At 35.0% G+C, this 15,261-nt stretch carries 11 protein-coding genes; 4 read left to right on the forward strand and 7 right to left on the reverse strand.

The window, feature by feature from the left end; genetic code table 11:
- Nucleotide 1 precedes the first annotated feature (1 nt).
- Nucleotides 2-1,405: a choice-of-anchor B family protein gene (locus tag L2586_RS06200; RefSeq protein ID WP_235291930.1), complete on the forward strand. Its 1,404-nt coding sequence runs from the start codon at nucleotides 2-4 to the stop codon at nucleotides 1,403-1,405.
- A gap of 46 nt (nucleotides 1,406-1,451) precedes the next feature.
- Nucleotides 1,452-3,335, forward strand: coding sequence for a putative porin (locus tag L2586_RS06205; RefSeq protein WP_235291931.1), 1,884 nt, complete (start codon nucleotides 1,452-1,454; stop codon nucleotides 3,333-3,335).
- 79 nt (nucleotides 3,336-3,414) lie between these two features.
- Here the strand turns inward: L2586_RS06205 and L2586_RS06210 are convergent, their stop codons facing one another.
- The 5 genes from L2586_RS06210 to recR form a co-directional block, all read right to left on the reverse strand.
- A complete protein-coding gene (locus L2586_RS06210) occupies nucleotides 3,415-4,131 on the reverse strand; it encodes an LOG family protein (RefSeq protein ID WP_235291932.1) in 717 nt (238 codons plus the stop codon).
- Nucleotides 4,128-5,402, reverse strand: a complete 1,275-nt coding sequence (locus L2586_RS06215; RefSeq protein ID WP_235291933.1) for a sigma-54-dependent transcriptional regulator — start codon at nucleotides 5,400-5,402, stop codon at nucleotides 4,128-4,130. The genes L2586_RS06210 and L2586_RS06215 overlap by 4 nt, the downstream gene beginning before the upstream one ends.
- A gap of 114 nt (nucleotides 5,403-5,516) precedes the next feature.
- Complete coding sequence (locus L2586_RS06220; protein ID WP_235291934.1) at nucleotides 5,517-6,692, reverse strand: M20 metallopeptidase family protein; 1,176 nt, start codon at nucleotides 6,690-6,692, stop codon at nucleotides 5,517-5,519.
- Nucleotides 6,682-8,580, reverse strand: a complete 1,899-nt coding sequence (locus L2586_RS06225; RefSeq protein WP_235291935.1) for a glycosyltransferase family 2 protein — start codon at nucleotides 8,578-8,580, stop codon at nucleotides 6,682-6,684. Before L2586_RS06225 ends, L2586_RS06220 begins: the two co-directional genes overlap by 11 nt.
- A gap of 2 nt (nucleotides 8,581-8,582) precedes the next feature.
- Nucleotides 8,583-9,200, reverse strand: coding sequence for a recombination mediator RecR (gene recR / locus L2586_RS06230; protein ID WP_235291936.1), 618 nt, complete (start codon nucleotides 9,198-9,200; stop codon nucleotides 8,583-8,585).
- Nucleotides 9,201-9,416: 216 nt separating this feature from the next.
- Here recR and L2586_RS06235 point away from each other — a divergent pair, with 216 nt between their 5' ends.
- Nucleotides 9,417-10,694 carry a pyruvate dehydrogenase complex dihydrolipoamide acetyltransferase gene (locus L2586_RS06235; RefSeq protein ID WP_235291937.1) on the forward strand — a complete coding sequence of 426 codons (1,278 nt, stop codon included), beginning with the start codon at nucleotides 9,417-9,419 and terminating at the stop codon, nucleotides 10,692-10,694.
- 354 nt (nucleotides 10,695-11,048) lie between these two features.
- On the opposite strand, the gene L2586_RS06240 is transcribed toward L2586_RS06235, so the two are convergent.
- A complete protein-coding gene (locus L2586_RS06240; RefSeq protein ID WP_235291938.1) occupies nucleotides 11,049-12,800 on the reverse strand; it encodes an OmpA family protein in 1,752 nt (583 codons plus the stop codon).
- 320 nt (nucleotides 12,801-13,120) lie between these two features.
- Here L2586_RS06240 and L2586_RS06245 point away from each other — a divergent pair, with 320 nt between their 5' ends.
- Nucleotides 13,121-13,957 carry a hypothetical protein gene (locus tag L2586_RS06245; RefSeq protein WP_235291939.1) on the forward strand — a complete coding sequence of 279 codons (837 nt, stop codon included), beginning with the start codon at nucleotides 13,121-13,123 and terminating at the stop codon, nucleotides 13,955-13,957.
- Here the strand turns inward: L2586_RS06245 and L2586_RS06250 are convergent.
- Nucleotides 13,938-15,233, reverse strand: coding sequence for a UDP-N-acetylmuramoyl-tripeptide--D-alanyl-D-alanine ligase (locus L2586_RS06250; protein WP_235291940.1), 1,296 nt, complete (start codon nucleotides 15,231-15,233; stop codon nucleotides 13,938-13,940). The two genes, L2586_RS06245 and L2586_RS06250, sit on opposite strands and share 20 nt — an antisense overlap.
- Nucleotides 15,234-15,261: the final 28 nt, after the last annotated feature.

The raw sequence follows: 15,261 nt of genomic DNA on the forward strand, positions 1-15,261 counted from the left end.
AATGAAGCACATTATTGGATTTTGCCTTATTGTTCTAGTTAATACGATGTCTTTTTCCCAAGCGAAAGAAGGCACCTTATTGGCAAATTGGAAAGTAGATTCATTAGTAGGATCTTCTCAATATGACAACATCTATAATGAAGTTTGGGGATTATCTGTAAATGGACATGAATATGGAGTTATAGGATCAACAGCGGGCATTCACTTTATAAATGTGGATGATCCCAAAAATCCTGTAGAAGATTTTTTTGTACAAGGAGCATCTTATGGACCACATATTATCCATCGGGACTTTCATGATTATAAGGGATACCTCTATGCTGTTTCGGATGAAGACATTGGCACAATAAAAGCATCTCTGCAGATTATTGATATTTCAGAATTACCTGATACTGTGAAGTTGGTTTATCAAGATGATGAACATATCAGAAAAGCTCACAATATCTTTATAGATACTTCTCAGGCAAGGTTGTATAGCTTCGCAAATAAGGGCGGAGACGATCAGTATGCACCTCTTAGAGCTTATGATATCAGCAATCCATTAGATCCTGTCCAACTGGGAGAATTTAGATTCGGAATAGACGGTGTATCTGTAGGACATTACCACGATGGCTTCATCAGAGATCATATTGCGTACTTGAATGCTGGGTTCGATGGATTAGTCATTGTTGATCTTACTGATCCAGAAAATCCTGAAGTATTGTCTCAACTGCAAGGTACTGACTATCCTGAATCGGGATACAATCATTCTGGGTGGTTAAGTGATGATGGTCAATATTATTTTATGGGTGATGAAACATGGGGTACTGCGATGAAGGTTTTCGACGTATCAGATCCAAGGAATATTGTGTTATCGAATACCTTCGATGCAGGAAATGATTCTGAATTTTCTATTGCTCATAACCAAATTGTTTATTGTAATTATCTATTTACGTCCTACTATTACGATGGCCTACAAGTATATAATATCAGCGATCCTACAACCCCTGAGCGTGTATTATATTACCCAACTTCCACTCTGTCACCCAGACAGAATTACGAAGGAGCTTGGGGCATCTACCCTTTTCTACCTTCCGGAAATATACTAGTATCTGATATGCAAAATGGCTTGTTTGTCATTGAAAATTTCGATAACTATTGTGCTTCAAGTAGTACTGATAATGAGGCATCCATAAACAATCAACTCCATATCGTTCCTAATCCAAGTACAGGTATTTTTACAATAAAATCAGATCAGCTGATACATGAAATCCGAATTTATGGGATTTCTGGAAATCTAGTGTTTAAAATAGATGATGTAAATAATTTCCAATCAGAAGTCAGTTTAGAAAATAATGGTGTCTACTTTGCTGAGATTCTGGGAGATACCACCAGAAGCATTCAGAAGATAATTGTCCAGAATTAATACCTTTTCAAATCATATTTCTAATTTCGCGCCGAATATTTTCCAAATGAGCATAGATTTTAAATCTTTTTTAATTTTTACAATTGTTCTGATTCTCGTGAATCAGGTCAATGCTCAGGATTCTATTCCCGTTCCCAGAGGAAAGCCACTCTCAAGATTACTAGAAGAGAAACCTAAAGAAGTTGATTCTCTAAAACTGCTCACTTATAACCTAAGAAACATCAATAAAAAAGATAGCTTTCGAATAAAAGGGTTAGATAAGTACTTTCAGCAATACGACCCAGCGCGTAACCGTGACTTTGATTACGCCCATCTCGGAAATATGGGTTCTGCAGCTATGCCCATGGCTTTCAACTTACAACCCAGGGTAGGATTTCGATTAGGTTATGACCAATATGCACTTTACCAAAAGACAGAAAAGGATATTACCCTATTTGATCAAGTAAGACCATTCTCCGAACTATTCTTTTCAGGTGGAGAAACACAAGCTGACCTTCGGATGAAAGCGCTATTTAGTCGTACTTTTGCAAATGATGTCAATTGGGTAATTGATTATGATCGAATTTCTCAAGAAGGCATTTATGAAAACCAATTGGTAAAGCAAACATCCTTTCTGACTAGTCTATCTTTCAGAGGGAAGAAAAAATTATCCTTGTTTTTTACTTATATTATTAATGCCTCTTCAGAAGAAATTAATGGAGGAATAACGGATGTAAACGAATTATCCATTGCTTCGAATAGTATTAGAACTAACGTTCCAGTCTACAGTTCTGATGCAGAAAGCCGCTTACAAAATCAGAATTTAATATTTAATGCATTTTACCAACTGGGGAACGATACCATCGAATCTGAGTTCAAAAACAGTATCCAATACCAAGTTCAGACATACAATGAATTTTTCAGATTCACAGATGCCTCTACGAGCACTGATTCGGCTTTTTATAAAAACTACTTGGTTAGCGAAAGAGGGATAAGAAATTATAATGACTTATTTAGAGTTAGAAATGCCCTTTTTCTGAATAGCCAATTTAAAGATTACTATTATTTCAAAACGGGTGTAACACATGATTACAATTCAGTCGATCTGAGTTCGAGCACTAAGAAATTCCATGAGGTATATCTGACTTTTAATGGAGGAATACAGGTAAAGAAAGCATTAAAAATTAATGCCGACTTCTATTACGGATTACTAGATGTGGCTAATGAATTCGGGCTAGACGCTAATGCGAATCTAAGACTAACCAAGAATCAAGGGTTTAATTTTAAATTTGCAACATCTAGATTCGGAGTCAACTATATCCAAGAAAAAGCGATGTTAAATGAATCATTTTTCTATGATATAGATATGAAACCCGTCTTTACGCAAGCCATCGGTGCTGAATATTATAATGAAAAGTATCATATTAAACTAGGAGGAAAACTGCAGAACACTTTTAATTTCACCTATTACGACACCTTATCTCTTCCGAGACAGGACCCTGGTTTATATGCAGTTTCCTTGCTTTACGGATCTTATGATATCAAGTACAAATCTTTCCTGATGGAAAATTTCGTGTACTTGCAGAATCACAACAAAGAGTTACTCAACTTACCAACGGTGTTCACAAAAAGTAGTATCAGTTTCTACGGAAAGATATTCAAGGAAAAAATGTTATTAAAAGCTGGCCTTGACTTCCGATATATCGTAAGTGATTATCTTCCGCAGTACAATCCTGTTATTGGCCAATTCTATCTAAATGAATCTACAGAAAATAAGCCATATCCACTCATTGATGGTCGAGTTTCATTTAAGGTTAGCACTTTTACGATGTTCTTAAAATATGAGAATTTGACTTCATTCATTTCAGAGGATTATGAATTCCAAGTCTTGAATTATCCACAATTTGATGCTCGTTTTCGTTTTGGAATATTGTGGAATCTGTGGAACTGAGGTTAAAACATTGACATAAAAAAACCCGCTTACTAAATGCAAGCAGGTTCTATATCTTAATAAAATCTATCGCTAAATATTATAATTCGTAGTTTGGTTGTAAAGAATGTGCATCTCCTCCCTCGTAGAAGTCATTAATAATATCTACTACTTCTTCTATATCATCTGTGATAGGAATCAATTTCAAATCTTTCTCTGAGATGTTGTTTTCTTGTTTTAACATCGTGCTAATAATCCAATCTTTAAGACCAGTCCAATATTCACTACCTACAAGAACAATAGGCACCTTAGTAATTTTATTAGTCTGGACTAATGTGAGTACTTCGAATAACTCATCTAAAGTACCAAAACCACCAGGCATAACGACAAAAGCCTGAGCATACTTCACGAACATTACTTTTCTAACAAAGAAATATCTGTGATTCAGGTTTTTATCTGGGTCAATATATGCATTATGCGATGTTTCAAATGGGAGATCAATATTTAACCCAACAGACATTCCATCGTTTGTTTTCGCTCCTTTATTAGCAGCCTCCATGATTCCTGGGCCACCACCTGTAATGACACCAAAACCTTCCTCTGTTAATCTCTTCGCAATATCAACTGCTAATTGGTAATATCGATCATCAGGCTTAGTTCTTGCTGATCCAAAAATAGATATGCATGGTCCAATTTTATTCAAGGTCTCAAAACCATCAACAAACTCAGCTAACACTTTGAACATTGTCCAGGAATTCTCTCCCTTCATCTGAGTCCATTGCTTCTTTGCCTTCTTCAGGCCTATTCTTTCACTCATACTAAAACACCTTTATAATTTTCAAATTCTCTTTTTACGTGAAGTTGCAGTTTGTGCAAATCATCATATTTATCAAATAAATCAGTTAATGCATCCTTCTTAGAACTAGAAGGAACAACAAATTGTTCAACGTCCTTCTTAGCAATTGTATCACCACTAAGAATGATTAGCCGTTCTACAACGTTTCGAAGTTCACGGATATTTCCCGTCCAATTTAAAGTTTGCAATAATTTCATTGCCGTATTCTCAACTTTCTTAGGATTTATACCGTATTCTTTACAAATCATGTTAATGAAGTGCTCTATTAACATTGGTATATCGTCTCTTCTTTCGTTTAGTGCAGGAACTTTAACAATGATAACCGCTAATCTGTGATAAAGATCTTCTCTAAAATTGCCTTTTCTAATTTCTGCCCGTAGATCTTTATTTGTTGCGGCTAGCACTCTAACATTGACCGAAATCTCCTTATCTCCTCCTACCCTAGTAATCTTACTTTCTTGTAATGCTCTAAGAACTTTTGCCTGAGCTGAAAGTCCCATATCTCCTATTTCATCTAAGAACAAAGTCCCATCATTAGCAAGCTCAAACTTACCTACACGGTTTTTTACCGCTGAAGTAAAAGCTCCTTTTTCATGACCAAACAACTCACTTTCGATCAATTCTGAAGGTATCGCTGCACAATTCACTTCCACCATCGGCCCTTCATTTCTGCTGCTTTTCAAGTGCATCCATCTGGCCACTAATTCCTTTCCAGTCCCATTAGGACCTGTAATTAGAACTCGTGCATCCGTAGGTGCAACTCTTTCGATCGTATCTTTGATAAGCTCCATTCCCTCAGACTTACCGATCATTTCTTGCGAATCTTTTTTTCTAACTTTTCGCTGGAGAACCTTCTTCTCGGTAATGAGGCAACTTTTATCTAAAGCATTTCTGATGGTGATAAGTAACCTATTAAGATCAGGTGGCTTCTGAATAAAATCAAATGCACCTTTTTTCACAGCTTCTACAGCGGTATCGATGTTTCCGTGCCCAGAAATCATAACTACGGGAAGGTCCGGTCTTAACTTTTGAACACTTTCTATCGCATCCATCCCGTCAAGTTTCGGCATCTTAATATCCATTATTACAACATCGTACTTATTCTGCTTGATGTGTACCATAGCGTCAAGTCCATCTACAGCCTCATCTACTTTGTACTTCTCAAATTCCAGAATGTTCTTAAGCGTCCTTCTAATGCTTGCGTCGTCGTCTACGATTAATATCTTAGGCATAATCACCAATATGTTTTAGATTAAAATATAGGGCAATATATTAAATATTTCTATAATAAGTAAACTATTGAAGAAGTTTGACTTATAAATTACCAAAAAATATAATGTAATTAGCTATTGATTTATAGCGATGTATGCCATAAGACCTGAACTAATACGTAAAGAGTCCTCATCAATATCAAATGTTGGCGTATGTACCGATGATGTTATTCCTTTAGCAACATTTCCTGTTCCTAGTCGATAAAAACATGCTGGGATTTTCTGTGTGTAGAAAGCAAAATCCTCAGATGTCATTCTGATAGGAAGTTCTACTACATTTTCCTCACCTAAGTAAGCTTGGGCTGCTTGTCTCGCTGCTTCCGTGGACTTCACTTCATTAATTAAGCAAGGATAGCCTTTCATGATCTCTATTTCACAAACTCCTCCCATTGATTCTGCGATCTCCCTAGCTAATTTTTCAATGATACCGTTTGCTTTAGCTCTCCATTCTTCATCCATCGTGCGGAATGTCCCTTCTATTTTAATTTCATCGGGAATGATATTAGTGGCGCCACCTATAGAATTTATTTTTCCAAATGAAAGGACCGTTGGTATGGTCGGATTTGATCTCCTACTAACTACTTGCTGAAGGTTAACGATTATACTAGAAGCCATCAAGACCGTATCTATATTTTCATGAGGTATCGCGGCGTGTCCACCTTTACCTCTTATGGTCATGTATATTTCATCTGCAGAAGCCATATACAAACCTGGTCTGAATCCAACTTTTCCAGCTGCTAAAATGGGATGTACATGTTGACCTAGAATAGTGGCGGGTTTCGGATTTTCAAGAACTCCTTCTTTGATTAGAATGGACGCACCGCCAGGAAGTTTTTCCTCAGCAGGTTGAAAAATGATTTTAAAGTTTTTGCCTGTTTCCTTTCCTAGATCATTTAGGATAAAAACAGTCCCTAACATGCTAGAGGAATGTACGTCATGACCACATGCATGCATGACACCAGCATTCTTTGATTTATAAGGAACATCATTTTCCTCTTGAATAGGTAACGCATCTATATCTGCTCGCAATGCAATGGTGGGAAATGATGGGTCATTTACTAAATTAACGACGATGCCATGTCCACCCCAATTTCTTTCGTGCTCAATTCCCTTTTTCGTTAATTCAGCGCTGATGAAATCACTCGTTTCCTTTTCTTCAAATGAGAGTTCAGGATGAGCATGAAGATGATTTCTAATTCCAATAACTTCAGGAAAATAATTGGTTGCTAAGGCCTTAATTTTATTGATCATCTGTTTTCTTAAATATAGATTTCCACAAATATCTGAAATCTTTCCATACCGAATAGTCTTTCGCATATGATAAACGATCAGCAGATGGTACATTAATTACTGGAGCTTTCAGCTTTGGCAGATTGTCAACTTTGCGTTTGTCATCTTGATAGCCCACAATTGTTAAATCTCCCGATAAAACACTAGGTGATTTCAGAGTTATTTTTCTCAGTGATTTAGCGATCAAAAAAAGTGGAAAAAGAAAAATTGACAGTAGTGAAACGATGATATCAAATGATCGCTTGATTCTTATATTGTGTTCACTCTGTATGCTGTAATTTATTCCGATGGTATAGATCTCGCCAACTTTATTCTTTGATTGGCTTCCGATAATTCCCAATGATTCCTCCCCTGTAATTTTAAATGCCACTTTATTACCCAGTTTAGACATCAGTTCTATGATTCTTGACATAGAAACATCCTTAATATTACAGATCACTTCATCAATATTTTCAATTAAAATGATCTCTTTCAATTCGTAATCAGAGACATTAACAGGAAGTGCTTTAATGGAATCAATTTGCGTGGCAGATTGCATTAATATATTTTCTATTTTCAATGCTTCTTTATCGTTTGCAATAATTATTAAGTTTTTGCCTTTAGAAAAACCATCAAAACTTTTTCCGGTAAATAAACTTAGAATCCATCGAAACCCTAACAGAAGTATTAATTCAAATGCCGTTGCTATGAAAATAATTGCTCTACTACTCCGGTATTCTGAATCTAGAATTCCATAGATTGCCATAATCACGAGTGTGCCCAGGAGGAAATTTCTAACCAATCGAAAAATACTAATACTTTTATCGTAAGCCCCGCCGAAAAACAAGAAAGCGAACCATACAAAAGTATAGATTAGAAAATTCGTGTCTAGTGGTGCATTTGAATAATAGTCTGGCTCTTTAAAATAATACTTAGCCCATATAAAGGAAACTGCATGCAAGCCAAAAAACAGAAAAAGGATGTCAATAACAGGTAAGTAAATTTTGGTGATGAAATTCTTTACAAGATTTAGACTGGCCTTCAACTGAATTACAATCGACAAATATTTCATGAATATATTGGCCTTCGAATCCTTGAAATGTTTCTTTGCAAATATATTCATCGCATCGTAGAATCGTCTAGTGTATTCTCTAGATTGCTTCCGAGTACTTTCTCCTTTAAAGTGGATGATAGTAGTCTCAGGAAAATACATGACCTTGTAGCCTGCTTTCTTAAAGCGGTAAGAAAGGTCAATATCCTCACCATACATAAAAAAAGCTTCGTCTAACAAGCCTATCTCATCGAGAATAGATTTTCTCATAAACATAAAAGCTCCGCATAAAATATCTACTTCAGCTTTTTCATTTTGATCGATGTGACCTTGATAGTATGCATTGATCTTAGGCGAATGAGGAAACAATTTAAACAAACCAGTAAAACGGTAAAAGGAAACCAATGGTGATGGAAACCCTCTTTTTGATTCCGGTAGAAAGCGGCCTGCACCATCTAACATTTGAACTCCTAGTGCTCCAATCTCCACATCCGCTTCCATTTCCTTAAAACAGGATGAAAGGGTATCTTCTTCAAGGATAGTGTCTGGATTCAATATTAAGATATACTTTCCAGTGGAGATATTAATCCCCTGATTGTTCGCAACAGAAAAACCAACATTTTCCTTATTCTCAATGAGTTCTACATCAGGAAATTTGTCTTTAATCATCTGAACAGATCCATCGGTGGAATCATTATCAACTACAATGACTTCTAAGGATCCTTCAAAATCAGAAACGTTATAAATTGAACTCAAACATTGCTCTATAAAATACTGAACATTGTAATTGACAATAACGATATTAATGTCAGTGCTCATTATTAAATATTACTATCTGTAGAATATGGAATCCTGGTGTGAATAGATCTTCCTAATGTAAGTTCATCTGCATATTCTAATTCACCTCCAAAGGATACACCTCTAGCAATAGTGCTTACTTTAACATCTAGATTTTTGAGCATTTTAGTAATGTAGAAGATTGTAGTTTCGCCATCTATCGTCGGAGAAACTGCCATGATTAATTCTTTAGGAGCGTCTTTCTCCACTCTTCTTATTAAACCATCAATATTTAATTCACTTGGACCAATTCCTTCAATAGGTGAGATAATTCCTCCTAACACATGATAAACGCCACTAAATTGATCGGTATCTTCAATAGCCATAACATCTCTAATAGATTCAACAACGCAAATAATATTCTTATTTCTGGACGGATCACTACAGATTTGGCAAACTTTATGATCTGAATAATTATAACAGACTTCACATTTCTTTATATTGTTTTTTAGATCTACAATCTTCTGAGCAATTCTCAGTGCAAGGTTACTTTCATCATTTAACAAATGCAATGTTAATCTCAAAGCAGACTTTTTACCAATAGATGGTAATTCAGACAAAGCCTCTACGGCTTCATTTAGGAGTGATGAAGAATATTTCATACCTCAAAAATAGGATTATTGTATACAATTATATATAGTACGAGTGGTTTATTATCAAGATTTATAAAAACGAATGAGCAGTTCGATAAGATAAATCAGGAGATGAAAATATTTATTTTTCAATTGTCTTGATAATTAAGTGAGGGAAAGACATAAGATTTGTAGCATTTTAAATTATATATATTATTTTTGGTACCTAAACTTAATAAGACAAAAATGGCGGATGTTATAAGAATGCCTCGAATGAGTGACACAATGGAAGAAGGCAATATTGTAGAATGGTTAAAAAAAGTAGGAGACGAAGTTGAACCAGGTGATGTTCTAGCTGAAGTTGAAACAGATAAAGCGACTATGGAACTGGAAAGTTACCAAGATGGCGTTTTATTATACATAGGTGTAGAGTCAGGTCCAGTACCTGTAAATGGTATACTTGCGGTTATAGGTGAAAAAGGAGAAGATTACAAACCAGCTTTAGCAGCAGCAGAGTCTTCCTCTGAAGGAGAGCAGAAAGAAGAGCCAACAGATAATGCAGATTCAGCAGCTAAAACTGAAAGTGTATCAGAATCATCAGATACAAAGACTTCAGATGATTCAAAAGGTCAATCGGCTTCGGATGATTCTAGAATAAAATCTTCCCCTTTAGCAAGATCAATGGCTAAAGAATATGATATCAATCTAAAAAACATAGAAGGTTCTGGGGAAAACAACAGAATAATTAAAAAAGATATAGAAGAATATATAGCTTCGGGTAAAGGCAAACAAGCCAAAACAGAATCAGTAAATATTCCAGTTATAGAAAGTGGTCTCGCGGATTTCGAATATGGTGATCATCCTGTTTCTCAGATGCGTAAAACTATCGCTCGTCGATTAGCAGAAAGTAAATATTCTGCACCTCACTTCTACCTGACGATTGCTATCGATATGGATAATGCAATCAAATCAAGAAAAAGCATTAATGAGAATTCTGAAACAAGAATTTCGTTTAATGATTTCGTTGTAAAAGCAAGTGCTCTAGCATTAAGAAAACATCCATCTATTAATGCTTCGTGGTTTGGTGATAAAATAACTTATCATAAAGAGATCAATGTAGGTGTTGCAGTTGCGGTGGCAGATGGATTGCTTGTTCCAGTTATTAACAATGCTGATTACAAGTCCTTATCCTCAATTAATGGAGAAGTAAAAGAACTTGCAGGAAAAGCTAAAACTAAAAAGCTTCAGCCAAAAGAAATGCAAGGAAACACTTTTACAATTTCTAATCTTGGGATGTTTGACATCGAAGAATTTACAGCGATCATTAATCCACCAGACTCATGCATTTTAGCAATTGGATCAATTAAGAAAATTCCTGTAGTAAAAGATGGTGCAGTTGTCCCTGGTAATGTAATGAAAGTAACTTTATCATGTGACCACAGAGTAGTAGATGGAGCTTCAGGAGCTCAGTTCCTAGCAACATTTAAATCATACCTTGAAAATCCAGTAATGATGCTTGTATAAGCATATTACTTGTAAATAAACGAAAAAAGGCGGTCCTTCTATAAAGGGTCGCCTTTTTTATTTAAGGATGTTCAGGAGTAGCGCAACTGATCTGTTCTTTTCTTTTGCCAGCCATGCAAAAGAAACAAAAGATCACCGCTGTGAAAGAAAGTATAAAATTGCTTCTACCTCCCGCGCCAAATAAAACTCCTTCCTTTGGTCGTCAGACAGTTATTTGCCCTTTGGCTTACGCGCAGGAATCAATTTATTAACGCCTTTCTTTCAAGGCGGATGATAGAATAAAAAAAAGCATAAAAAAAGGGCCTTACAACACTTAATTGTAAGACCCTCAAATTATAGAAGTTATGTATTTAATTAGTATCCACTGTTTTTGTTACCGCTGTATTGAGATCCAGTTTTGCCTGTTTCACCTTTTCCAGCGTTAGGACCTTCTGGTCTTGCCATATCAGTATCAGAATCTTGACAAACTCTGAATTCCACTCTTCTATTCATATAATTCTTAGATTCAGAAGAACCTCTTGCGCTTGAATCAACTAATGGTTGCTCTTCACCACCATACATTAATTTTAGTCTATCTCTTGAAACACCATATTTAGATGTTAAATATTCGATAGCAGCATTTGCTCTGTTGTAAGAAAGAACTCTGTTATAATCGTTTCCACTTCTAGGATCTGTGTGACCTACTACAGATACACAAACATTTGGACATCTTTGAAGAATTTCTCCAACGTGGTGTAATTGACCATAAAATTCTGGCTTGATGTAGTATTTATCAAGATCAAAGTGAATCATAGGTAAAAACCATTCTCCACATCCTGATTTGATTTCATTCAATGTAGTTTCCATTGCACCCATTTTAGAATTGATTACATCTGTAACATCTTTCTCTGTCATGTAACCTGGGTCTGGAATAATTGCAACGCCCATTTCATCAGTATCGTAACCTGGAGCTGAGAAAGGTTCTTTATCCTTACAATCAGCAAGTCCGTCACCATCACTATCTAGAACAATTCCTCTAGTATCAACTGGACATCCAGCAGGAGTATCTAATTCCTGATCTAACATATCGATGATTCCGTCACCATCAGCATCCGTTAAATCTAAAACTGGTCTTTGTTTAAGTTCAGCAATATCATTATATGTAGCATCCAAAGGATTCAACCAGTATAAAGGCTCAGTTACATTATCAAAATTACCTAGATTGATACCAAGTCTTAATGAAGTAAAAGCTGCAATATCACTATCATTTGTTTGATCAAAAGTAGATCTGTACTCATGACCATCCCATTTATCATAATCTTGAGCGATTAATTGTTGCTCTAAAGAGATATTAATTCTTTTATTAATTTTTCTAGATACACCTACAGTTCCTATGAAAGAAGGAAATATCTGTCCGTTATCATTTAAAAAACTTGCAACATTTCTATCGTTATCAGCAACTGTTTCATAGTCTCCGTCTAACATTGCTCTAATATCATTTCTTTTCTGTCTTGTGTTTTCAGAATGTTGAGACTCAATAGAACTCCAATCATAAGGAGTAGTTCCATTTAAATAATCCATCTTAACCGTTGTAGAAGTAACACCTAATCCAACACCTAAATAAGCATTCCACTTATTTCTAGGACTATGGAATAATAAATTACCAACATTAACAATAGCAGAAAGCCCACCTGTAATACTTGTAGATTTGAAATTTCTGTAAGTACTAGAGCTCAGGTCTGTTGCCTTATTATCTAAATTTAAAACGTTAGGATTAGAAAGTCTACCATCAAGCCCAACTGTAGAGGTATAAAAACCCTCAGCTCTCCATGATAATACATAGTTAATTGCTTTTCTGATATGCAATCCTATTCCATATCCAGAAGGTAAATCAGAAGGAACATCACCATTTACTTGAAAATGTCCTAAAATAATACCTGCTTCCCAAGCATTTTTCGGTTTAGCTGAAAATGAGGATTGACCCATTCTCCACTTTTTGTTTTGATCAGAATCAACAGTCATCTCATCCGTAATCTTGGCCGTTTCCCAAGTGTCATCTTGTGCGCCTACTTTGCATATCATAAATGCAAAAAATGCAAAAGTGAGTAAACATAACTTCTTTGTCATAATACAATTTTTTTCTTTAAGTGTTTGGCTGTGTACAAAATTATAATTTTTCACATTGTTTCTGTTAAAACAAATGTTAAATTAAAGTATACTACTAATTAAATACCCTAATCAAGAGGCAAAAATAGTATAATTATTATTCTTATGCCATCTTTTCTCTATTTTTTATACTACTAACCTTACATATATGTTCGATTGAATAAAACCTTCTTGCATAATATTAACATGAAACCGTCTTCATAAAAACTTATTTACTAGTAATATTACATATAATTCCAATTTATAATATTAATTTTACCACACTAGAAAAGTTTTTTAAAATGATAAATAAGTTATTTCTTTCTTGCGACAATAACAACATATTAACAGAAATTCAGCATAAAATTGACAGTTATTCTTCAATTAATGGCATAGAAATAGATTCAGCTGCTGCCGATTTCTCTGAAATCACCAAAGAAAATCATGTCAATTTCTTAATTTCTAATGATTCACTGGAAATAAAAAAGATAATCAAAGCGATTGGCCCTGTAACGACTGCCTATGCATGTTCTGAACCTAATACTGATCTATTAGATGAATTAAATTCATTTCACTTGCTTGGTATTCAAAGACATTTATATCTCGCTTCAGATGAAACCAAACATTTAAACCTAGGTAAATTAAAAAACAGCATCCATAATGCTGAGCCATTTGTTCGTGAAGGGAATCTATTCATTTGTGATTTTAATGTGCTGAGAAAGTCTGAAGTGGCCAACTTAGCTTTCGGAAATCCTAGTGGTCTGTATAGTGAAGATATTTCACAAATTTTCAGATATGCCGGAATGAATGAGCTCAACAAGTGGGTTATTTTAACCAATGTTGACCCAGAAATAACAGATCTGGTCGCTCAGTGCATTTGGTATTATGCAGAAGCTGCAAGTATACGATTTCCAGATCATCCCTATTTTAGAAATACAGTGGACGAATATGTTGTTGATATTTCTTCATTCGATACCCAAATCTCTTTTTATAAATCCAAAGTGTCTGGAAGATGGTGGGTTAAAATTCCTGATATAAAGGAAAATAAATGGAAATCATGCAGCTATGATGATTACAAACAAGCTTGTGAGGACAATGTTAGTTCCGAATTACTAGAGATTATTTCAGTTGCTGAATAATCTCTAATCTTTCTAGAGCTTGTCCCCTAGAGCCCTTGATTAGAAAATATGTACCACTTGTATTTAGGCTATTTATATATGGGTTAGCATCTTCAATATTATAAAAATATTGATAATCGCTGTATAACGGTGCATTTTTGCCAAACATTTCACCAATAAGAACAACATCTTTCCACGAAGAAACACTGATCAACTTCAAAAGCTCCTTATGGTAATAATCTGATTCTGCTCCTAGTTCCAGCATATCACCTAGCACCAGGACCTTTTGATCTGAATCAAATCTAGCAAATGATAGCAAACTCGATCGCATGCTTGATGGATTAGCGTTATAGGCATCCATAAAATAAAAGACGCCTTCTTTCTCTATGAATTCAGACCTGTTATTTTTCGGTTTGTATTCACTAAGCGCCTGCTTTATGTCACTAATGGACACCTTAAGGTGCTGTGATATACCACAAGCCATCTTAAGGTTTTCATAGTTATGATTGCCATACAATGGACTTTCATATTTTTCACCAATACGCTCACTAAACAAAATATTTGGAATACTATGCTCTAAATTGAATTGATAATCATCTTCTACTCTTTCACCAATTAGAACACTGTGCTCATATTTTTCAGCTAATTTAAAGATTTCTTTTTCACTCGAATTCACATAAAAAGCTCCTCGTTTCTTTTTAACATATTCAAAAAGTCGCCCTTTTTCAATTAGTATATTCTCTCTTGTTTTAAAACCTTCTAAATGAGCAATCCCAATATTAGTTATATATCCATAATCAGGATCAGCAATCTCACAAAGTTCAGCAATATCTCCCATCCTGTTCGCACCCATTTCAATAATAGCTATCTCATCAGTATTGGTAATTTCTAGTAAACTTAATGGAACACCAATATGATTATTCAAATTCCCTCTGGTAAAATAACACTTGTATTTCTTTGACAGCGCATGACCCAACAATTCTTTGTTTGTTGTTTTTCCATTACTGCCAGTAATACCTAGAATAGGACATCTCATCTTACTTCTATGATAACTCGCTAATCGTTGAAGCGTTAGAAGTACATCTGAAACCAGAATATAATTTTCACCTTCCCTAAATTCTTCTTCATCAATAACTGAAAATTTTGCCCCACCACTAATAGCCTGACTCGCATATTTATTTCCATTAAAATTTTCACCCTTCAGCGCAAAGAATATTTTATTACTAAGATCTTTTCTTGAGTCGGTAACAACACCTTCACTTTTTAAGAACAATTTATATAAATCTTCAATCTTCATACATCCAAAAATAAAAAAAGTCCTCTCG

This window comes from Portibacter lacus (assembly GCF_021533215.1).
Classification (GTDB): Bacteria; Bacteroidota; Bacteroidia; order Chitinophagales; family Saprospiraceae; genus Portibacter; species Portibacter lacus.

Excerpts from the sequence above, each read along its gene's own strand:
- L2586_RS06200 (WP_235291930.1), top strand. The coding sequence starts at position 2 with ATGAAGCACATTATTGGATTTTGCCTTATTGTTCTAGTTAATACGATG.
- L2586_RS06205 (WP_235291931.1), top strand. The coding sequence starts at position 1,452 with ATGAGCATAGATTTTAAATCTTTTTTAATTTTTACAATTGTTCTGATT.
- L2586_RS06210 (WP_235291932.1), bottom strand. The coding sequence starts at position 4,131 with ATGAGTGAAAGAATAGGCCTGAAGAAGGCAAAGAAGCAATGGACTCAG.
- L2586_RS06215 (WP_235291933.1), bottom strand. The coding sequence starts at position 5,402 with ATGCCTAAGATATTAATCGTAGACGACGACGCAAGCATTAGAAGGACG.
- L2586_RS06220 (WP_235291934.1), bottom strand. The coding sequence starts at position 6,692 with ATGATCAATAAAATTAAGGCCTTAGCAACCAATTATTTTCCTGAAGTT.
- L2586_RS06225 (WP_235291935.1), bottom strand. The coding sequence starts at position 8,580 with ATGAGCACTGACATTAATATCGTTATTGTCAATTACAATGTTCAGTAT.
- recR (WP_235291936.1), bottom strand. The coding sequence starts at position 9,200 with ATGAAATATTCTTCATCACTCCTAAATGAAGCCGTAGAGGCTTTGTCT.
- L2586_RS06235 (WP_235291937.1), top strand. The coding sequence starts at position 9,417 with ATGGCGGATGTTATAAGAATGCCTCGAATGAGTGACACAATGGAAGAA.
- L2586_RS06240 (WP_235291938.1), bottom strand. The coding sequence starts at position 12,800 with ATGACAAAGAAGTTATGTTTACTCACTTTTGCATTTTTTGCATTTATG.
- L2586_RS06245 (WP_235291939.1), top strand. The coding sequence starts at position 13,121 with ATGATAAATAAGTTATTTCTTTCTTGCGACAATAACAACATATTAACA.
- L2586_RS06250 (WP_235291940.1), bottom strand. The coding sequence starts at position 15,233 with ATGAAGATTGAAGATTTATATAAATTGTTCTTAAAAAGTGAAGGTGTT.